Source organism: Gilliamella sp. CG13, from assembly GCF_046635805.1.
Classification (GTDB): domain Bacteria; phylum Pseudomonadota; class Gammaproteobacteria; order Enterobacterales; family Orbaceae; genus Gilliamella; species Gilliamella apicola_I.
This window is the reverse complement of the sequence record NZ_JBIDFM010000003.1, coordinates 217,418-237,889: the sequence shown is the minus strand read 5'-3', so window position 1 is coordinate 237,889 and position 20,472 is coordinate 217,418. Positions and strand designations below refer to the sequence as shown.

General features: G+C 36.7%; 15 protein-coding genes, 1 pseudogene and 2 CRISPR repeat arrays. Of the genes and pseudogenes, 10 read left to right on the top strand and 6 right to left on the bottom strand.

Annotated features, from left to right (window positions below):
• Window positions 1-291: 291 nt before the first annotated feature.
• Window positions 292-1,785, bottom strand: coding sequence for a glycine betaine/L-proline transporter ProP (proP, locus tag ACGH6R_RS06560; RefSeq protein ID WP_411599214.1), 1,494 nt, complete (start codon window positions 1,783-1,785; stop codon window positions 292-294).
• 430 nt (window positions 1,786-2,215) lie between these two features.
• Here proP and ACGH6R_RS06555 point away from each other — a divergent pair, with 430 nt between their 5' ends.
• Together ACGH6R_RS06555 and surE are read left to right on the top strand one after the other, a co-directional pair.
• On the top strand, window positions 2,216-3,070 hold the full coding sequence (locus tag ACGH6R_RS06555) for a neutral zinc metallopeptidase (RefSeq protein WP_267352218.1): 855 nt from the start codon (window positions 2,216-2,218) through the stop codon (window positions 3,068-3,070).
• A 21-nt stretch (window positions 3,071-3,091) separates the two neighbouring features.
• The gene (gene surE / locus ACGH6R_RS06550; protein ID WP_411599213.1) at window positions 3,092-3,874 is read left to right on the top strand and encodes a 5'/3'-nucleotidase SurE; all 783 of its coding nucleotides are present in this window, start codon (window positions 3,092-3,094) and stop codon (window positions 3,872-3,874) included.
• Between the two features lie 47 nt (window positions 3,875-3,921).
• On the opposite strand, the gene ACGH6R_RS06545 is transcribed toward surE, so the two are convergent.
• Window positions 3,922-5,127: an MFS transporter gene (locus ACGH6R_RS06545; RefSeq protein ID WP_294827017.1), complete on the bottom strand. Its 1,206-nt coding sequence runs from the start codon at window positions 5,125-5,127 to the stop codon at window positions 3,922-3,924.
• A gap of 211 nt (window positions 5,128-5,338) precedes the next feature.
• Between ACGH6R_RS06545 and ACGH6R_RS06540 the strand changes: the two genes are divergently transcribed.
• The 8 genes and pseudogenes from ACGH6R_RS06540 (at window position 5,339) to ACGH6R_RS06505 (ending at window position 15,088) form a co-directional block, all read left to right on the top strand.
• Window positions 5,339-7,654 (top strand): zinc/cadmium/mercury/lead-transporting ATPase, encoded by a 2,316-nt coding sequence (locus ACGH6R_RS06540; protein WP_411599212.1) that lies wholly within the window; start codon window positions 5,339-5,341, stop codon window positions 7,652-7,654.
• 303 nt (window positions 7,655-7,957) lie between these two features.
• Window positions 7,958-8,781: a CRISPR direct-repeat array (repeat unit 29 nt; unit sequence CGGTTTATCCCTGTGTATACAGGGAACAC).
• Window positions 8,782-9,587: 806 nt separating this feature from the next.
• Window positions 9,588-11,285, top strand: coding sequence for a hypothetical protein (locus ACGH6R_RS06535; protein WP_411599211.1), 1,698 nt, complete (start codon window positions 9,588-9,590; stop codon window positions 11,283-11,285).
• Window positions 11,286-11,295: 10 nt separating this feature from the next.
• A complete protein-coding gene (locus ACGH6R_RS06530; RefSeq protein WP_267360336.1) occupies window positions 11,296-11,658 on the top strand; it encodes a hypothetical protein in 363 nt (120 codons plus the stop codon).
• Window positions 11,659-11,776: 118 nt separating this feature from the next.
• Window positions 11,777-12,892 carry a toxin glutamine deamidase domain-containing protein gene (locus ACGH6R_RS06525; RefSeq protein WP_411599210.1) on the top strand — a complete coding sequence of 372 codons (1,116 nt, stop codon included), beginning with the start codon at window positions 11,777-11,779 and terminating at the stop codon, window positions 12,890-12,892.
• Window positions 12,892-13,173 carry a YrhB domain-containing protein gene (locus ACGH6R_RS06520; protein ID WP_187756470.1) on the top strand — a complete coding sequence of 94 codons (282 nt, stop codon included), beginning with the start codon at window positions 12,892-12,894 and terminating at the stop codon, window positions 13,171-13,173. The genes ACGH6R_RS06525 and ACGH6R_RS06520 overlap by 1 nt, the downstream gene beginning before the upstream one ends.
• A gap of 318 nt (window positions 13,174-13,491) precedes the next feature.
• Window positions 13,492-13,953, top strand: a complete 462-nt coding sequence (locus tag ACGH6R_RS06515; protein WP_218837305.1) for a DUF4279 domain-containing protein — start codon at window positions 13,492-13,494, stop codon at window positions 13,951-13,953.
• A 599-nt stretch (window positions 13,954-14,552) separates the two neighbouring features.
• Window positions 14,553-14,763, top strand: a pseudogene (locus ACGH6R_RS06510) (type II toxin-antitoxin system RelE family toxin).
• Complete coding sequence (locus tag ACGH6R_RS06505) at window positions 14,747-15,088, top strand: helix-turn-helix domain-containing protein (protein ID WP_411599209.1); 342 nt, start codon at window positions 14,747-14,749, stop codon at window positions 15,086-15,088. Before ACGH6R_RS06510 ends, ACGH6R_RS06505 begins: the two are co-directional and overlap by 17 nt.
• 82 nt (window positions 15,089-15,170) lie before the next feature.
• On the opposite strand, the gene ACGH6R_RS06500 is transcribed toward ACGH6R_RS06505, so the two are convergent.
• The 4 genes from ACGH6R_RS06500 to murB form a co-directional block, all read right to left on the bottom strand.
• Window positions 15,171-15,587, bottom strand: a complete 417-nt coding sequence (locus ACGH6R_RS06500) for a hypothetical protein (protein ID WP_065557897.1) — start codon at window positions 15,585-15,587, stop codon at window positions 15,171-15,173.
• Between the two features lie 364 nt (window positions 15,588-15,951).
• A CRISPR array of direct repeats spans window positions 15,952-16,838; the repeat unit is 29 nt; unit sequence CGGTTTATCCCTGTGTATACAGGGAACAC.
• Window positions 16,839-17,253: 415 nt separating this feature from the next.
• Window positions 17,254-18,207 carry a bifunctional biotin--[acetyl-CoA-carboxylase] ligase/biotin operon repressor BirA gene (birA, locus tag ACGH6R_RS06495; protein WP_267351116.1) on the bottom strand — a complete coding sequence of 318 codons (954 nt, stop codon included), beginning with the start codon at window positions 18,205-18,207 and terminating at the stop codon, window positions 17,254-17,256.
• Window positions 18,182-19,324, bottom strand: a complete 1,143-nt coding sequence (locus ACGH6R_RS06490; protein ID WP_267351114.1) for an MFS transporter — start codon at window positions 19,322-19,324, stop codon at window positions 18,182-18,184. Before ACGH6R_RS06490 ends, birA begins: the two co-directional genes overlap by 26 nt.
• A gap of 12 nt (window positions 19,325-19,336) precedes the next feature.
• Entirely contained in the window at window positions 19,337-20,347 is a 1,011-nt protein-coding gene (gene murB / locus ACGH6R_RS06485) for a UDP-N-acetylmuramate dehydrogenase (protein ID WP_411599247.1), read from the bottom strand.
• Between the last annotated feature and the right edge of the window lie 125 nt (window positions 20,348-20,472).

Here is a 20,472-nt window from a genome sequence, read left to right as displayed (position 1 = left end):
GTTTACAATCCAATCATGACAATTCCTTTTTAATAAACTTTTCAGTAAGAGAATTGAACGACCAAAATCGGCAAGTATCCACCAAACCCAAAGCAAATAAACACTTACAATACTTGGCAATGGGACCTTAACATTTACCACTTGTTAAATCGTCAACAACAATGTTCAATTTTTTGGAGGGATGAGAGAATCAAGAGAAGATTATATTATCCCCTCTTGATTTGAGCGTGTTCAATATTAGCAAAACCATTTATTCAAAAAGTCTAATTGACATCCGAATGTTTATCATCGTTAATCTAACTTAGGATGCTGATCCACTAAATCTTGACGCTGTTCTTGCAGATTCTCGATTTGTTCGTCAATATCTTCAACTTTTTGTTCAATTGAATCAAAATGATCCGATAAAATTTCTTTTGCTTCTCGACGATTTGAAGCGGCTGGTGTGGCGCCTCTTAATGGTTGATTTGCGGTTTCTCGCATTTTTAAACCAGTGACTAATCCAACAATTGCTACAACCATCAAATAGTATGCAGGCATATATAAGTTATTGGTTTCTTCGACAAGCCAAGCTGCCACTGTTGGGGTTGCCCCGGCAATTAATACCGAGATATTAAAAGCGATAGCTAACGCACTAAACCGGATATTGGTAGGAAAAATAGCGGGTAAAATAGATGCCATCACACCTGTAAAGCAATTAAGTAGTATGGCAAGTATTAGTAATCCCAAAAAGATTAAACCAATATTATCACTATTAATCATCATAAAGGCCGGATAAGCAAGAATAAGTAACCCCACACTACCGCCAATAATAAAGGGTTTTCGCCCAATTTTATCACTTATTAAGCCAATCATAGGTTGAACAAATAGCATACCAATCATTATCGCAATAATCAGTAATACACCATGATCGGAATGATAATTTAAATCGTGCGATAAATAACTTGGCATATACGTCAGCAACATATAATAGGTAACATTGGTCACGATCACTAAGCCCACGCAGACCATAAAACTCTTCCAATATTGGCTTAAAATCTGTTTTAACGTAATTTTAGATGGTTTTTCAGACCGTTGTTCATTAGATTCAGATTGTTGCTGAAAAGTGGGCGTTTCCTCAAGCGCATGACGCAAATACAGACCAATTACCCCTAAAGGTAACGCAAAAAAGAACGGGATACGCCATCCCCAATCTCGAAATTTGGCATCACCTAATAAAGTAGATAAAATGACAACCAACCCTGCCCCAATTAAAAAGCCTGCAATTGACCCAAAATCCAGCCAACTCCCCATAAATCCTCGTTTACGATCAGGCGAATATTCAGCCACAAAGGTTGCCGCTCCAGAATATTCACCACCAATTGAAAATCCTTGTGCTAATTTTGCCAGTAACAATAAGATTGGTGCGGTAATCCCAATAGTTGCATAAGAAGGAATTAAGCCAATACAAAAGGTACTTAACGACATAATCACAATTGTCATAGACAGCACCTTTTGCCGTCCTAATTTGTCACCTAATAAACCAAACACCACACCGCCCAATGGACGCACTAAAAAAGGGACTGAAAAAGTGGCTAACGCAGCGACAACTTGAACACTGGGCGATGCATTTGAAAAGAACACCTGCCCTAATATATAGGCTAAAAAACCATAAACACCAAAATCAAACCACTCCATCGCATTACCGAGTGCAGCAGCCGTAATGGCTTTTTTAAGCTTACTATCATCAATAATGGTAATATCATTAATATTCAAAGGTTTTGTAATTGACTTTTTTGCCTTCTTCATAAAAAACCGCCTATTTTCATGCAAATTATGGAATAAGTTGAATACAATTTTGATAAAGACTTGCTATAGTGCTTTAGTGACAACAAATGGTTTATTGATTACTTAAATTTTGAAGATATACAAGGAACAGAAAAAGAATTAAACGATTTATCGTTATTACTATCAATCAATTAAGTTTGATAATTACGTTTAGTTTGACAAAAAATAGGCTTTGATTATAGCAACATAAGATCAGGTTGTAAAATTACAACCAGTCTGATAGTTGAAACTTTCATGTCAATATATTCGACACAATTCTGGTTAAATTTTTTTAAGAAAAGCTGTTTTACCCTTTTCTAAATCGTTCAGGGTGTGACAAATTTAACTTTACCTAGTATCCCATGAAATAATCCTTTAAAATGACGTTACTAAAACTGATGAGGTAATTCCTATGCGCTGGAGAGACCAAAGAGAGAGTGATAATATTGAAGATCGCCGCTCACAATCAGGAAGTGAATTAGGAACGCGAATTCCTATTGGTGGTAAAGGTAGAGTTGTTCTATTCATTGTTGTTTTAATCGCCGGCTATTATGGCGTTGATTTAACGGGTTTACTCAATTCTGATGTTATTGATCTTAACAGCACTCCACAAAACAGCGCTGAGTATGCGATTGATGATCCGCAAGCAGCGAAATTTACGTCGGTCATTTTAGCCAGCACCGAAGATTATTGGAGCCAGGAATTTAAACGTCTCGGCAAAACTTATATCCCACCCAAATTAGTTCTTTATACAGGCTCAACGCAAACCTCTTGCGGTACCGGTCAAACCTTTATGGGGCCGTTTTATTGCAGTATTGATAAAACGGTTTATTTGGACACTTCTTTCTATCAAGAGATGAAACAGCGACTAGGCGGTGGCGGTGATTTTGCGCAAGGTTATGTCATTGCCCATGAAATCGGTCACCATGTGCAAAATTTACTCGGCACATTTAATCAACTAAAACAATTTAAACAATATTCCGATGTTAGCGATAATCAATTATCAGTAAGATTAGAATTGCAAGCCGATTGCTATGCAGGGTTATGGGGAAATGCAGTTCAAAAACAGAACTTACTTGAAGTTGGTGATATCGAGCAAGCACTGAACACAACCGAAGCCATTGGTGATGATCGCCTACAACGACAACGTGATGGCTATGTAGTACCCGATAGTTTTACACATGGCACGTCGAAACAACGTTACGCTTGGTTTAAAAAAGGGTTTGATAGTGGTTCAATTGAACAATGTGACACTTTTACTGAGTAACGAACAACATAAGGAAACAAAATGGATGTCAAATTAGTGAATCGTATTTTATTAGTGAATGATGACGGCATCGATGCCCAAGGTATCAAAATATTAAAAAAAGTGGCGGAAAAACTGGCTCATGAAGTTTGGGTAGTAGCGCCAATTATAGATCAAAGTGGCGTGTCTTGTTCCGTTAGTTTAAAAGCCCCATTCAGAGTCTCTAAACGTTCTCATACCGAATACGCCGTTTATGGTACGCCAGCAGATTGCATGTTATTTGCATTGAAACATCTAATGACAGACCAATTACCTGATTTAGTCTTATCCGGTATTAATAATGGGTCTAATGTTGGCTTTGAAACGATTTTATCGGGTACCGTTGGGGCGGCCATGATGGCGATGACCCTTGGCGTACCGGCAATGGCATTAAGCCAAGTGAGCAGTGAAGATAATCAACCGACAAATTGGCATTGTGCCATTCACCATGCTGAAAACGTCATTCGAAAATTGCATGGGTTATCAATGCCTAAAAACATCTGTTTTAATGTCAATTTTCCAGATTGTAATGCTGATCAAATAAAAGGATATAAACTCACCAAACAAGGGGAACCGGATGTAAGCGAACTGATACTCACCCCGACTAAAGACCCAGAAGGACATGACTATTTTTGGTTCAGAGCTAAACGAAATCAAACCGCTTGCCATGAAGACAAAGAACTGGATATAGCAAACAGTGGCTACATTGCAATCACGCCTATGAGTTATGAAAGAACACATTATCCTAGTCTTAACACATTGCAAAATGCGTTAAATCTTGACTAATGCTTAATGCGTACGTCTTTCCTATATCGAAAGACGTACAAAAGCTATTAAGGATTTGATTTTGATTCGTTAACAAAAGCACAAAACAGGAAAGAAACCGCCACCATAATTAAAGCGATCCAATATATCATTTCATGTCCAAATGCTTTAGAGACGAAACCTTGAATCAGACCGGCAATGATAACGCTACACGTTATACCATTATTAAAAAGCGTTGAAGCAACGCCCATTCGGGTAGGAAGAAGATCTTGAAAATAGATAATTCCAATATTCGCCACAATACCGATGAAAAGTGCATTAAAAATTTGCAATGAAAATAGTGCTACTTCATTTTTGAACAGGATGATGCCAATATAAAACAGAACACCACAGCCAATTGCAATAAAAAATAGATTACGTTTTCCTAAATAAGGTACTAAAAAACCGGCAATTAGCATAACCGGAATTTCGATTCCTGCAGCAAGCCCCATTAACTGACCCGGCAAGGAATCCGACAGATGTAAACTCGATTTTATATATAATGGCATATCGATGATATACATCATATTCGCTGTCCACATAAATACGGTTGATAAAAATAAAAAAACCACATTTTTATTTTGGAATAACGGTTGATTTATCTCCTGCTGATTCATAGCTTGAGTTTGCTGTGTAGCCGGATTTTTTTCGACTGAAGGCAAAAAAATGGCAACAAAGATCATCGCAACAAAAAACATCCCCATTGCACTTAGATACATGGTAGTAAAACCATACTCAATCGCTAGAGTAAATGACAAAGGTGGACCAATAACCCAAGCCAAGGAAAGTTGAGCTCGAATAAGTGAGTTAAATGCCACAACATTACGACCCGTTTTAACCGCATACTCACGTGCTAACGCAAAAATTTGTGGCATTGCCGCTGAGGATAATGCCGCAAATAACACACCCAACGTAATCAAAAAGACATAGTGCCGAGAAAAGGCAAAAATCAGACTATTGAAAACACCCATTAAACAACAGAATATGACAATGAGTCGTCTGTCCCCTTTTTTATCCGAATATTTCGCCAACAAGAAACTCCCCACAATACTGGCAATCGCATTGACTGAATAAAAAAGACCGACAAGAATGGGATCAACATTGACTTCATCAGTTAAAAAACGACTTAATGTCGGAGATTGTAAAGCGCCTGCGATCCCGATAATGAAAGTAGTAACAAGAAAAGCAGTAAAAATTACCCCTTTTAATTGTCGAAAAGATGAAGTACTCGGCATAGTGATTTCCTGTGTATAGAATGAAATAATTATATACTGAAAATAAGCATAACAAAAAACATGTTAAGCATACGGGTTTAATCCCGCATGACTTGTTTTCAATCCTTTTTAATTAATACAAACCAAACCTTGACAAATATCATAAAAAAAATGATTTATTTTTAATGATACAAGCGTACAATAAAAATCATCAACTAGCCGAGGTAACGTTATGTTATATAATAACAAATCCAATCATCATCACGCTGATCATCACTGCCATGATAGCTGCCAAAACATCACACATAATCATTCACATAATTCACTTCATGCCCGTGATATTAATAAAAATCATCAATCCAATCTGGGGCGTGAAAATCATGATCATATTGAAACGCAAACCAATGATCTTGATCCTCCACCCGATGAACCTGACCAGCAAAGCCCAACTGTCAAATTAACATGGAAAATTCAAGGCATGGATTGTGCGCATTGTGCCCAAAAAATTGAAAATGGAATCAAAACGTTACCCGATATCAATCAAATAAAAATGACGTTTTCAACTGGAAAACTCATGGTATTTGTGCCCAACAAAAATAAAGAAATTATCAAACTCATTGAAGATAAAGTGGTTGAATTAGGTTATACCCCTATTTTTGAATCTTCGCCACATCATCATCATGAGCATTCACACAGTTTGGATAAAAAAGCGCTACTGCCTTTAGTGACGCTGGGTATCTTAATTGTAATAAGTTATATCATCCTGTTAATCAATCATGATATAGGTAAGTATGCCTTCATTGTTACGGCTATTATTGGCATCATTCCAATAGCCAAAGAAGCCATCACATTAACCCGTAGCGGCACTCCTTTTGCCATTGAAACGCTAATGAGTATTTCAGCAATTGGTGCGCTATTTATCGGTGCCGCAGAAGAAGCCACCATGGTGATTTTTTTGTTTATGATTGGCGAAATGCTTGAAGGGATTGCCAGCAATAAAGCTAAAAAAGGTATTTCCTCACTGGTTGAATTAATGCCAGAAGAAACCGTGATTGTTGTTGACGGAAATCGAAAAACGGTGGCAAGTCACAGTCTTAAACCGGACGATATTATCGAAATATCATCAGGCGGTCGATTACCGGCAGATGTGATCTTAATCAGTGAGCAAGCCAGCATTGATGAAAGCGCACTAACAGGGGAATCGATTCCAGTCAATTATTTATATGGTGATAAAATTTTAGCTGGCTCACTAGTGGTAGATAACACCATTCAATTAAAAGTTGTCTCAGAAACAGGACAAAACGCTGTTGACCGTATTTTACAACTTATTGAAGATGCTGAAGAACGCAAAGCACCGATAGAGCGATTTATTGATCGATTTAGTCGCTATTATACCCCTGCTATTGCCCTATTATCGCTATTAGTAATGGTTATTCCGCCTCTATTGATTCAGACTGATTGGTACACATGGATTTATCGTGGATTAACGTTACTATTAATAGGTTGCCCATGTGCGTTAGTTATTTCAACACCGGCTGTTATTACTTCTGCGTTATCGAGTGCGGCTAAATATGGTGTTTTAATTAAAGGCGGTGCAGCCCTAGAACATATAGGTTCAATCAAAATGATTGCTTTTGATAAAACCGGAACCCTGACTGAAGGCAAACCTCAAGTTACCGATGTTATCAATCGTGATATCACAACCGAACACTTGTTAACTGTTGTTGCTGCGGTGGAAAGTGGATCACATCATCCGTTGGCCAAAGCTATCCTTGACTATGCTAAACAAAATAAGATTGTTTTTACTGAAGCCAATAATCGTAAAGCGATTGCTGGGGTCGGTATTCAAGGAGATATCAATCAAGAGACTTTTTACGTTGTAGCTCCGAATAGGCTCGATACCCTTTCAACCCAATTAACAAAAGAAGATGCACAGCTTATACAACAGCTTGAAACTGAAGGAAAAACGGTTGTCGTTGTAGTATCTCATCAAAAATTATTGGGTATCATTGCTTTGCAAGATGTACTTCGCCAAGATGCGGTCAGTGCACTCAATCAACTTCATCAATTAGGCTTAAAAACCTTGATGTTAACAGGCGATAATGAACGAGCAGCCAAAGCTATCGCTAAACAGCTCAATATTGATTACCGAGCGGAACTTTTACCAGCGGATAAATTAAATGAAATTGAAAAAATAAGCACCACAACCGCTATTGCCATGGTTGGCGATGGTATTAATGACTCCCCTGCCATGAAAGCCGCTACTGTAGGTATTGCAATGGGTAGCGGAACAGATGTCGCACTCGAAACAGCCGATGCGGCTTTAACCAAAAATAGTTTATTGAGTTTACCAAAATTGATACGTTTAACGCGCTTTGCTAACCGTAATATCAAACAGAATATTACGATTGCTTTAGGCATTAAGTTGATATTTTTAATTACCAGCCTATTTGGTATTACAGGACTTTGGCTTGCTGTATTAGCTGATTCGGGAACAACAGCGATTGTCACAGCCAATGCATTAAGATTGCTTAAACTTAAAAAATAAGGATTCTAAATATCAAGTTGCAGAAACGCCATTGTCAAAAAATGAGTTTTTAGACGTTTTAAAACCATATGGCATCTATCTACGCCCACCAAGCAGGGATTTTCACAAAATGCCTGCTTGGAACTATTTAAGAATAAAGGAAACCTTACCGATTATCCATATTTGTTCGCATGCGAACAGTTTATCCCTATGTGCATAGGGAACACGCACATCTAAGAATTTCGGCGTTTAATTCTATTCAGTTTATCCCTACGTGTATATAGGGAACACCGCCTGAGCCTCGCTTAGATTTTCTTTTAGCCACGGTTTATCCCTGTGTATACAGGGAACACTTTTCAATCTGCCGCTAATGGAACATCTGATCCAGGTTTATCCCTGTGTATACAGGGAACACTTTAATCAGTTTGTGTTTTTTTGGCATGTGTCCGGTTTATCCCTGTGTATACAGGGAACACTTCGTGCGAAACACGTCTGTGGATACGCAGCTCGGTTTATCCCTGTGTATACAGGGAACACTCCGCTTTGTTTAATTAAAAATTTCCGACTTTCGGTTTATCCCTGTGTATACAGGGAACACTGATTTCCCCCATTTTTTAGATTGTTCAACCGCGGTTTATCCCTGTGTATACAGGGAACACATGATTCGACAATGTACTAGGTGTCTGCTGTGCGGTTTATCCCTGTGTATACAAGGAACACTCCAGATAAATGTCTGGATGCAGGTTTTACATCGGTTTATCCCTGTGTATACAGGGAACACATAACGGCAGTATTCAAGGAGATTGGCTAGATCGGTTTATCCCTGTGTATACAGGGAACACTTAATTTCATCTGCCGGATAGAAAATCCCATTCGGTTTATCCCTGTGTATACAGGGAACACCGTCTAGGAAATTAACTGACTCAGTCCAAACTCGGTTTATCCCTGTGTATACAGGGAACACTTCATTGATTGCAAAATGCTGTTGGCTCGTAGCCGGTTTATCCCTGTGTATACAGGGAACACTTTATCTTAAAAAGTAGGCAGATCGGATTCACCGGTTTATCCCTGTGTATACAGGGAACACGACCTGCATAATATTGCGCATCATAACCTCGACGGTTTATCCCTGTGTATACAGGGAACACCCTAATTATAACCTATTGTTTATTAATTAAAATAGCAAAGTTTAAAATTCTACCAACTTTTTTGTTGTTTTTTTAGGCAATCTGCTTTGTTAGCTATCTAAAATAGAATTAAATATTTATCATATAGTTAGTTACTTTCCAAATGCTATTTTAGGCATTTCATCTTTTTACAACTTTCTTGCGCACCAGCCTATTTTTGCCTACAGCCTGACTTGTCTTGTTTCGTTAATTGGTCATGACTAATTGCCATGTATCATCTTCCTTTTGTGCCCTTGCCTTATTTTTACTTAACTAATGGGCTATCCCATTAATTCACTTAGCAAATCTAAGCGATAAATAATCAGTTAGTGTTTAAAAGTATGTTCAATAATTTTACGGATGAAGGGGTTGTACTTTAGCAACTAAATACACGGGCGCTATATTTTCAATCGTTTAAAAATTAACAATTGATGATTAAACCGAACATAAAGAAATTATACCTAGATTAAAAGAGCCAGAAATAAATTCATTATTCTGACTTTTATCAGTTATTGCTTGTGCAATACCATTTGATTAATGATTTATAATTAGAATTTGTTTGTTGAAATTAAAAAAATAACAGGTAATTATTTCCAATAAATTGCGAATTTGTTTCCAAAAAAAGAAAAAAAGCTTGTCGCCTGTCAAAAAATAATCTATCCTAAAAAAATGGTTTTATATAAAAATACAAAATAAAACCATAAAATGCAAAATGTTAGCTTTAAATCGTCGGTTTAAGCTTATGCATTACGGATTTGGTATATAAGGGATAGAGAACAACAAGCTGTATGAAATGTTATAAATTGATTACTCAAAAAGAGTGGCTGGCACTACAAAAGAAAGCCCCCGAAAGTCTGTTAGCCCAGTATGGGTTTTATGAGTTTCCCAAAACACAGTTACAGGCATCCGGTTATAACACCGTTCGTTACGATTACAGCGCAGCACAAGATGAAGCTATTGCTCATTGCGTTCAACATCCTGAACAATGTCAACAGCTTTACCCTACACTGGAAAACTTGGGCTTATACTATGGCAACAATCACTATGGTCATGATAACGCCAAAGTCACGCAAGCCTTAACAGAAGCCCTGACAACCGGTCGGGCGTTGTTAATTGAAAAACCGCTCACACTTGATTGTGGATTATTACCGCCTCAAACTAATTTTTTAAGACTACCGAGCAACAAAGCGCCACGTAAATTAACCCCGGCAGAAATACGGGAACGGGAGTTGTTTTTCTTTGATGATGATAACTGGATAGAATTCAGTGTCGAAAACTTACCGAATCAATCTTTTACGTTATTTAATAGCAGTAATCAACGAATGATTTATCAGGGACAACTTGATAGTCGTGGACATGCTTACGTCAATCTTGAGCCGGATATAAAATTAGTGGATGTCATCTTTGACCGCCAAACACAGCACCGAGTCTGGTATCAAGATGTCCCCTTACAGATATTGGGTGGTTTACGAGATGCAGGGCAAAGTACACTCGATTTATTATGGGATAGCACCTTAATTAATCCGGTATCTCCGCTATTTTTTGCTCGAGTGCATGCAGAAATTATCAGTGATAAACCGATTGGTCAGGCACCTAATCCTATACAAATGCCTGAGGTATCACCACCACAGACTATCTCTGGTGGGATAACACATGGTGTCAGTCAATTTATTGTCGGGTTTATACCGGCGGTAAGGGCAACCAAATTTATTAAACCCTTGAAAAATGTAGGCTCGTGGGTAAAAGGGATGATAGCAGGCAGTGTCACAGATTTTACGGTATTTAGTCCCCATGAAGAACGCCTGTCAAACTTAGTACAAGAATTTCCCGAACTGGCTAACCCAATAACCGAATATTTACAAGCCAAACCAGACGATAGTTTTGCAGAAGGACGATTAAAAAACAGCTTAGAAGGAATAATAGCCGGCGGCTTAGCCGAACCCTTAACCCGTTCACTACGCTTATTAAAATACGCCCGCATCAAAATAACCGGCACTGAAGTCAGAGCGAAAGTACATCATAAAATTGAAGCGGTAGAGGTTGAATTAGATGAGGTTAATTGGAATAATGTTGTTGAAAAGGGAGAGAGAGGATCTTTAACCGGCAAACCAACTGAAATACCACTTTCAAGTACTTCTGAAAATATACGCTCAATTATAAGAGAAAATGAAAGTGCTCAAATTCTTTCAAAGAATGGTTATCATGTGGAACAGAATCCCATTACATCAGGAATAAAAAAACCAGATTACAAAATTAATGGTGAAATATTTGATAACTATGCTCCAAGTTCAAATAATGTTAGGAATATTTGGGCTGGCGTTGAAGATAAAGTGCTTAAGGGGCAAACAAACAATGTAGTTATTAATATATCTGATTCTAAAGTGACGATAGATGCTCTTGAAGAACAGTTTTCTAAATGGGAGATTAAAGGATTGGATAAAATAATTGTTATAGATAAATCAGGAAATATAACTAGAATTAAGTGAGATAAATATTATGGCAATAGATATAACATGCTATACAACATTAGATGCAGAGTTATTAAATAAAAAAATTAGTAAGGTTAAATCAGATTATAAAGATATTTTTGATAAATCATATATTATTTATTTGGCTTCACCAATTTTAGAACGAAAACAATTAGAGTTTATTAGTGATAATCAGAAAAGATATTCTCTAGAAAGTAAGTTATTAATTGCTGAAGAATTTGGTTTAGAAGGTGCTAGATCATATTTTATGGTATCGGTAAATGATAAATCCTTTCCGGAAATGAATACATCAGAAATAGCAGATCTTTTACGCTCAGAGCTAGGAAAAGAAAATATCATTGTATTGCTTAACAATGAGAAATTAATTTAATTTTTTCCCCGATCAATATATTGGGGACTTTCATCTATTTTTTGATCTCTATCACAAGCTTAATCATTATTTTATTCAGCTCAAAGTTAATGATGAACGTTAGCCCTATATAAAATTAGTGGATGTCATCTTTGACCGACAAACACAGCACCGAGCCTGGTATCAAGATGTCCCCTTACAGATATTGGGTGGGTTACGAGATGCAGGGCAAAGTACACTCGATTTATTATGGGATAGCACCTTAATTAATCCGGTATCTCCGCTATTTTTTGCTCGAGTGCATGCAGAAATTATCAGTGATAAACCGATTGGTCAGGCTCCCAATCCTATACAAATTCCTGAGGTATCACCACCACAGACTATCTCAGGCGGGATAACACATGGTGTCAGTCAATTTATTGTCGGGTTTATACCGGCGGTAAGGGCAACCAAATTTATTAAACCCTTGAAAAATGTAGGCTCGTGGGTAAAAGGGATGATAGCAGGCAGTGTCACAGATTTTACGGTATTTAGTCCCCATGAAGAACGCCTGTCAAACTTAGTACAAGAATTTCCCGAACTGGCTAACCCAATAACCGAATATTTACAAGCCAAACCAGACGATAGTTTTGCAGAAGGACGATTAAAAAACAGTTTAGAAGGAATAATAGCCGGCGGCTTAGCCGAACCCTTAACCCGTTCACTACGCTTATTAAAATACGCCCGCATCAAAATAACTGGCACTGAAGTCAGAGCGAAAGTACATCATAAAATTGAAACGGTAACGGTTGAATTAGATGAGGTTAATTGGAATAATGTTGCTGAAAAGGTGGAGACGAGTTCTATTCTTAATGATACGGCAGGTTCTATACGTGATGTAAATCCTGGTTACCCTACTGAAGGTAGAACTCATAATTGTGTTAATTGTGCTATAGCAACTGATGCAACATTGGGTGGTAATCCCGCATCCGCTTTACCCATTAATTCAAAAAATGGAGTCTCAATATCCGTATTAGAAAAACAATATGGGACAAAATTTCAAAATGTCAGTGGTCCTAATAATATTATTGAGCAAATGTCAAATGCTGGAACTGGTGCAAGGGGTATTGTATTCGGTTCCTATGGACCAGGGCAACCAGGGCATGTTTTTAATGTTGTAAATCAAAATGGGAAAATACGTTTCTTAGATGGTCAAACAGGTAAAGCTGCGGATATGAGCAAATTCAAATCTTTCAAATTTTTAAGGACTAATTGATGATTACTTTTATTGAAGCGTTAAATAAAGCTAAAAATTATTTAGCTGAATACGATATTCCTGTAGAAATCACTGTAATTGACAGATTTTCTGAAGGATGGCTTTTTTGTTTCCAATCCAGAGAGTTTTTAGAAACTGGTGATTTTTCAACACAATTAATCGGTAATTGTCCATTTATAATAGATAAAGATAGTGGAAAAATATATGAGTTGGGAACAGCATACCCTATAGATGTATATATCCAACAATATGAAAATAAGAAGATAAATGGGAATTTTTAATTGTTCTATACCAATTGCTAAATGGAAATTGAATTGATGCAGAAGGATTACCACTACCAGTTCCGCCTAGTGTTGGTGCTTCAGGTAGAGTTCCTAAGGGATTGCAAACTGGAGGAAATAAGTTAGAAAAAACACTGCTAATAAATTAAATGAATATTTCGTAACAAATTTAACTTCTCGAGAATGGGGGCGAGCTCTTGAAGCACTGAAGGCTGATGCAGGAAAATTACCTAATAATTTTCATGGCAGAATTTTAGATAATGGTGATTATGTTGGGAAGAATGGTGAGATTATAGGCAATATTGGAGATTATTTACCATGAATTTTATAAAGAATAGAATTACACCTATATGTTCAGACTATGAAACATGTAGTGAATGTTTTGTTAGATTAATGATATACACTGGTGCAATAAATCCTAATGAAATTACTAAATTATTAGAAGTTGAACCGACTTATATAACATTAGCTGGAGATAAAATTACCAATAGTTTGGGACGGACTAGAGAAGTTAAAAATTCAGGTTGGTTTTTATCTTCGGAAGGAATTGTAAATTCAAAAGATCTTAGAGAACATATTGATTGGATTGTAAGTAAAATCTCTCCTTTTGCTACCAATTTGAAAAAAATACAAGAAATTAAAGATATTAAATTAACTCTAAAATGTGTTTGGTTTTCTAAATTTGGACATAGTGGTCCAGTATTATGGCCAGAACAAATGAAAGCACTATCAGATTTAGATTTAGAATGTTCTTTTGATATTTATTTTGCCGAAGATTAATAATTATATTATTGATAAATAAAACAAGAATGAAATCATAATCGCATTTATAAAATAAATTTATTAAAACGTTTTACTATCAGAGACCACCTTACAGGCTTTAACTCATGCCGTGAGTCAATTTCTTGTCGGATTTATTCCTATGTTTAAAACCAGCAAGTTTATCCGACCTTTGCAAAAAAATTGGCTCGAGGGCAAGAGGGATGATAGCAGGCAGTGTCACAGATTTTACGGTATTTAGCCCTCATGAAGAACGCCTGTCAAACTTAGTACAAGAATTTCCCGAACTGGCTAACCCAATAACCGAATATTTACAAGCCAAACCAGACGATAGTTTTGCAGAAGGACGATTAAAAAACAGCTTAGAAGGAATAATAGCTGGCGGCTTAGCCGAACCCTTAACCCGTTCATTACGCTTATTAAAATACGCCCGCATCAAAATAACTGGCACTGAAGTCAGAGCGAAAGTACATCATAAAATTGAAGCGGTAGAGGTTGAATTAAAAAAATTAGATTTAAATAATACTGGAAATAATCAGATTATTAATGGATATGAACATCTTGAACTTTCTGATAGACATTTGTTAGATAGACTAAGTATTCCTAAAGCAACAGGTAACTCGCTTTTTACAGGGACAAGAGCTGAAGCATTAGCTGATATGCCTAATTGTGCTAATGTAAAGGCGCTGACTAATCATAAATATCAATACAGATTGCGAGTAGGAAATTATCGAGTTTTTTAATTTTGATGGTGTTATCCTTATTGTTTCTGTTGAAGAGGAGAAAAAGCTCGATGAACGCACGTACTAATATACAATTTATTAATAATGAACTCGGGCAACCTCAATTTGTGGTTATGCCGTATACTCAATATTTAGAGTTATCAAAATCCAAGCAGATTGACACTGAAGCAGGCGTACCAAGTGAGGTGGTAAACATGGTTTTTGATAATAACTATTCACCAGCTCAAGCATGGCGTAAATATTTGAATTTATCCCAAGTTGATGTTGCGAATAGGATTGGCATCAGCAAATCGGCGTATTCTCAATATTATAAAATCCAAAAGTTAAGGAAATCAATGCGAATTAAAATTGCTGAGGCGCTACAAATTAAGCCTGAGCTACTAGATTTTTAAATAAAACCCTCTCAAAGGGTTTTATTTACTTCCTCCTTTTGAATAACTTTTTATACCATTTTCCTATGGTTGATTAGTCCATTTAAAACGCTGTTCTATAAATACCATATCCACCATTTAAAGAATGAGCAATCCTATATGTTAAAACTTGGTTTTTCTCAACATCCCCTTCAACCTCAACCAGACCACCACCACAAATGTTATTAGCTATCATGCTAAAAACTCTCTTCCCAATCCGAGGATAAATTGTGATTTTTTCAGATGGGTTTAAATCAGCAATTTTAACACCATCAACATAAAGAGAATCGGAACATGCGCTACTTACAAAGCCTTTATCTCTTTTTATAATAACTGTTCCTGAATCTTCTTTTTTTTCAAAAATGTTTTGGTTGTATATTCGCTTTTGAGGAACGTTTACCGCTTCATCATTAGACACCGGTGACGATGAACACCCTACCAACATAAAACCAATTATCCCAAACAATACAATTTTTTTCATACTATCTCCTTGATTTTTGGATAATGGTATGAAATTCATGCTATTAAATCAACGTTTATTTAGTAGCCCTTCCGGTCACTGCTCATATTGAATTTGAAAGAGGATTGCTACCGGTTTATCCCTATGTGTATAGGGAACACCCAGTCGTCCGGTGTAGCCCCAAATATATTGCCCGGTTTATCCCTATGTGTATAGGGAACACATTCAAACTCAAGCGCACTCAATGCGAATGCGCGGTTTATCCCTATGTGTATAGGGAACACTTTGATGACGATATACCATTCTGAATTTAAAGCGGTTTATCCCTATGTGTATAGGGAGTATAGGGAACACGTACCGGCGTTGTTCCTGTTGTCCATTCGGTACGGTTTATCCCTATGTGTATAGGGAACACGTCGTTGTCGAGTAGTCTCGCCTGTTTAAATGCGGTTTATCCCTATGTGTATAGGGAACACTTATAATCTAGATATTGCGCGGATCTAGGTTCCGGTTTATCCCTATGTGTATAGGGAACACTGATGTTGCCCTCGTTTCGCCCTGGTTCTGTCCGGTTTATCCCTGTGTATACAGGGAACACCGCACCATTGAATGTATTGACGTTTTTACTCACGGTTTATCCCTGTGTATACAGGGAACACCGTGGTTATTTTTCATTAGATATTTCCCCGATCGGTTTATCCCTGTGTATACAGGGAACACTGGAGCTATCATTACAAACAGCCCAAGCAAGGCGGTTTATCCCTGTGTATACAGGGAACACAGCGGGCTCGTTGAAAACAAAGTCGTCTTTGACGGTTTATCCCTGTGTATACAGGGAACACAGAAAATAACAATTACAATGTAGTTGTTTTTCCGGTTTATCCCTGTGTATACAGGGAACACGATTACGTGATGGTTCACATGAAGGGCAAGAGCGGTTTATCCCTGTGTATACAGGGAACACGATTGTATTCGTTTATATCTAACGCCAATTGACAGGTTTATCCCTGTGTATACAGGGAACACGCTGCGTGTTCTAGTGCAGCATCACCAGCCGCTCGGTTTATCCCTGTGTATACAGGGAACACGGTCAACATTGAAAATAATTTAGTTGCCAAATCGGTTTATCCCTGTGTATACAGGGAACACTGTAATTCGAAAATTTTATCAGTTGTGTTTTGCGGTTTATCCCTGTGTATACAGGGAACACAATTATGCTTAAAGCCTGTTTTGTCAAAAAAGCTGGTTTATCCCTGTGTATACAGGGAACACCTAATTATAACCTATTGTTTATTAATTAAAATAGCAAAGTTTAAAATTCTACCAACTTTTTTGTTGTTTTTTTATTCAGTTGGGTTTTAGGCATTTTAAACACATTAGTTTATATTAATCAGTTGGTTAATTGAATTTAACAAGGAGTTGAATGCGCCTATTCTTCTTGTAACTTATTCGTGCACCGACCCATTTCTAGTTACAAGGTCATTTCTCGCTTTTGGGAATGGATTTTAATGAATTGCAGTGAAATGTTTTGCTTTTTGGACTTTGTCACATTCTACTTGTTAACTAACAGGGTACAGCCATTAACTCACTTTGCAGAATTTTTACCAAAAAGTGGAAAGTTAATAAACATGATATTTATTGAATTTTATAAGAATTTATTGTCCCTGTGTATACAGGGAACAATTTGTTACTCATCACTTCGTAATGAGATTTCACCACCAATATATGCTTGGATTTTGCCATTTTGTTCAAGCAGTAAAGCACCTTGATCATTAATACCTTTTGCTACACCTCGAATCACATCATCACCAATGAGTAATTTAACAGGACGATGGATAAAATTATCGAGATGATTCCAATCATCAATAAAAAATGCTAATCCATTTTTTTCAAATTTTTCTAAATTTTCCCGTAATGTTTTTGCAATTTTGGCAACCAATAAATTACGATTGATGTTCCCTAAATTAGCCCATTTTTGATTGACAATATTTGGGTCGGGATTGGTCATGTTTAAATTAACCCCGATACCAATCACAACATGAGCACAATCCCCAGTTTTACCGGCTAATTCGACCAAGATACCTGCTAATTTTTGGTCATTTAGATAGAGATCATTAGGCCATTTTACTTTAATATCTTGACCCGATAATTCACGTAAAGCCTGCGTAACAACAATACCCACAACTAGACTTAGTCCCATTGCTGCTGCAATGCCTTGCTCTAATCGCCAATACATTGAAAAATAGAGATTAGTACCAAAAGGTGAAAACCATTGACGCCCTCGTCTTCCTCGTGCTTTTGACTGAAATTCGGCTATACAGCAATCTCCCGATTTTAAATCGGGTATTTTATCTAGCATGTATTGGTTAGTTGAGTCGATAATTGGTAAAATTTCAACACGACTATCAGCTTGGTAATACTGATCTATCTTGGATTTATTAAATAAGTCCATCGGTATTTTTAAACTATAGCCTTTACCTTGTATCGAGGATAATTCAATTCCCCATTCACGGAGCACTTTAATATATTTGTTTATTCCGGCACGCGTAATACCAAAATCAGACGCTAGCTCTTCGCCGGAATGAAAATTTCCGTCGGCTAGAATTTCAATTAATTTAAGGGGATTTTGATAACTGCGCATTCGCTCCTCGCTTGTAGACTAATAAAATAATAAAATAAAGTGAAATTATAGCAAAACTGATGAATAAATAAGAGTTATTGGTTATATCCATGACATAAGCAATGATCGCCGGCGCAATAAGACTTCCTAACGTATTGGTTAATAACATTGCTTGATTCATTGATACAATATCTTGTTTTCGTACACAAGAACAAGCCCATGCCATGGATATTGGATAAATCGTGTAGATGGTTGTGCCTAATAAAATAATGGCAAACACATCAAATAAGTTAAATACCAATAATAAGCAAGCAACTAACATGATTAAAGATTCAATCAGTAACACCACTCGACGGCCATATTTATCTGCACACCAATTAGCAGGAAGTTGCGCAATAACACCAGACAAAATAAGTAAGATCATCCAATTAGCGACTTGGCTATCGCTATACCCTAAATGTGAATAGTAGACAGGTAATAATGAATATAAAGAACCAATTAACATGCCCGCAATCATACAACCGATAAGCCCTATACGAGAAGGCTTATGTAAAATCATTGGAACAATATTTAAACCGCTTTTCTTTCTTTTTGGTAATTTATAGTGAGTAAGCAAAATAAATAAAATAGCCAATGCCATTAATAGTGTAATAACCAGTCCAAAATAGAGTACTTCTTGCGGAAAATATCTTAACAACGCTTGCCCTAACACCGTACCAATATAGTAAGTTGTTAAATAAACCGCTAGCATTTTTCCTCGTGTACGTACTGTTCCGGTGACTAAAATGCAACTTTCAATCACAACCCATGTCACCGCACAAGCCATACCTATCATAAAACGCCATATTGCCCAACTATAAAAATCCATTGAAAAACTTAATCCAATGGTGGCAATAGCGAAAAGTAAACAACTATAGGTATAAGTATAACGAGCATTAAAATGACTAATTAACCAGTTTGCCATGATTGTACCAAGCAAGTTACCAGCAAAATAACTTGACCCTACCAGACCAATTTGCCCTAACGAAAATTGGTCTTTTTCTAACCACAGTGGTACTTGGGTATTTAATGCTGATAAAGCGATTGTAACAAAGAGTAAACTTGTTAATAAAATCGGAAATGAATAAGAGTGTTTCATAGTTCAAAATGATTATAAAAAATTGTCTACATCAATTTCGCCTGTTGCACCGATAAAGCGGATTTCAGGTGATAGACGTATTGAAAATTTATTTAAAACGGCGTTTCTAACATGACGTGCTAAATCAACTACATCTTGTGCCGTTGCCTTATTGATATTAACTAAAACCAATGCTTGTTGTTGATGAACAGCAGCACCACCAATCTGATAACCTTTTAAGCCACACTGATCGATTAACCAACCAGCGGCTAATTTAACTTGATTGTTTGATTGTGGGTATATTGGCATTGCCGGGTAGATTTCAATTAGTTTGTCGGCAATAACTTTATCCACCACTGGATTTTTAAAAAAACTGCCACCATTACCAAGTAAGTTAGGATCGGGTAGTTTACTGCGACGAATTTCACACACTTTATCAAAAATCATTTTAGGCGTGACAGTTTTAGCATCAAAGTTTTTTAATTCACCATAAGTGAGTACTGGCTGCCACTGTTTTGCTAATTTTATACCGACATAAATTACCGCATATCCTTGAGAATAGTGTTGTTTAAAAATGCTTTCACGGTATCCGTATTGCCCGTCAGTCACGGTGATAATATTACCGGTTGCAAGTTCAAGCAATTCAACATAGTCAGCAACTTTTTGAAATTCAACACCATAAGCACCGATATTTTGAATTGGTGCAGAGCCGATACAGCCCGGTATAAGCGCTAAATTTTCTAGACCGGCAATATTTTGTGTGATCGTTTTTGTTACGATATCATGCCAGTTTTCTCCTGCGCCTATTTTTAACAACCATTCGTTTTCCATTTCAGTTATGGTAATACCTTTAATGCGGTTAACGATAATTGTGCCTTCAAAATCACAAGTAAAAAGGGTATTACTCCCCTCGCCTATAATCATAATCGGTTGATTAACATTATCATTCCAAACATTTTGTAGTTCCAAAACGGTCGATACCGTGATGACATGTTTAGCAAAAACTTCAAGACCAAAAGTATTCGGGATTTTTTGATTCATTATTCACTACCTTTATTTTTTATAATTAACTTCATCCTAAATGGGCAAACTAACGTGTATTAATTAAATTGGTATTTATTTTGTGTTAATGTCTAAAGTTAGCTTTCAGGATTTTATATAACGTCATT

What these genes read in the sequence shown, in the direction of transcription:
- proP (WP_411599214.1), bottom strand. Translation starts at nt 1,785, where the DNA reads ATGAAGAAGGCAAAAAAGTCAATTACAAAACCTTTGAATATTAATGAT.
- ACGH6R_RS06555 (WP_267352218.1), top strand. Translation starts at nt 2,216, where the DNA reads ATGCGCTGGAGAGACCAAAGAGAGAGTGATAATATTGAAGATCGCCGC.
- surE (WP_411599213.1), top strand. Translation starts at nt 3,092, where the DNA reads ATGGATGTCAAATTAGTGAATCGTATTTTATTAGTGAATGATGACGGC.
- ACGH6R_RS06545 (WP_294827017.1), bottom strand. Translation starts at nt 5,127, where the DNA reads ATGCCGAGTACTTCATCTTTTCGACAATTAAAAGGGGTAATTTTTACT.
- ACGH6R_RS06540 (WP_411599212.1), top strand. Translation starts at nt 5,339, where the DNA reads ATGTTATATAATAACAAATCCAATCATCATCACGCTGATCATCACTGC.
- ACGH6R_RS06535 (WP_411599211.1), top strand. Translation starts at nt 9,588, where the DNA reads ATGAAATGTTATAAATTGATTACTCAAAAAGAGTGGCTGGCACTACAA.
- ACGH6R_RS06530 (WP_267360336.1), top strand. Translation starts at nt 11,296, where the DNA reads ATGGCAATAGATATAACATGCTATACAACATTAGATGCAGAGTTATTA.
- ACGH6R_RS06520 (WP_187756470.1), top strand. Translation starts at nt 12,892, where the DNA reads ATGATTACTTTTATTGAAGCGTTAAATAAAGCTAAAAATTATTTAGCT.
- ACGH6R_RS06515 (WP_218837305.1), top strand. Translation starts at nt 13,492, where the DNA reads ATGAATTTTATAAAGAATAGAATTACACCTATATGTTCAGACTATGAA.
- ACGH6R_RS06505 (WP_411599209.1), top strand. Translation starts at nt 14,747, where the DNA reads ATGAACGCACGTACTAATATACAATTTATTAATAATGAACTCGGGCAA.
- ACGH6R_RS06500 (WP_065557897.1), bottom strand. Translation starts at nt 15,587, where the DNA reads ATGAAAAAAATTGTATTGTTTGGGATAATTGGTTTTATGTTGGTAGGG.
- birA (WP_267351116.1), bottom strand. Translation starts at nt 18,207, where the DNA reads ATGCGCAGTTATCAAAATCCCCTTAAATTAATTGAAATTCTAGCCGAC.
- ACGH6R_RS06490 (WP_267351114.1), bottom strand. Translation starts at nt 19,324, where the DNA reads ATGAAACACTCTTATTCATTTCCGATTTTATTAACAAGTTTACTCTTT.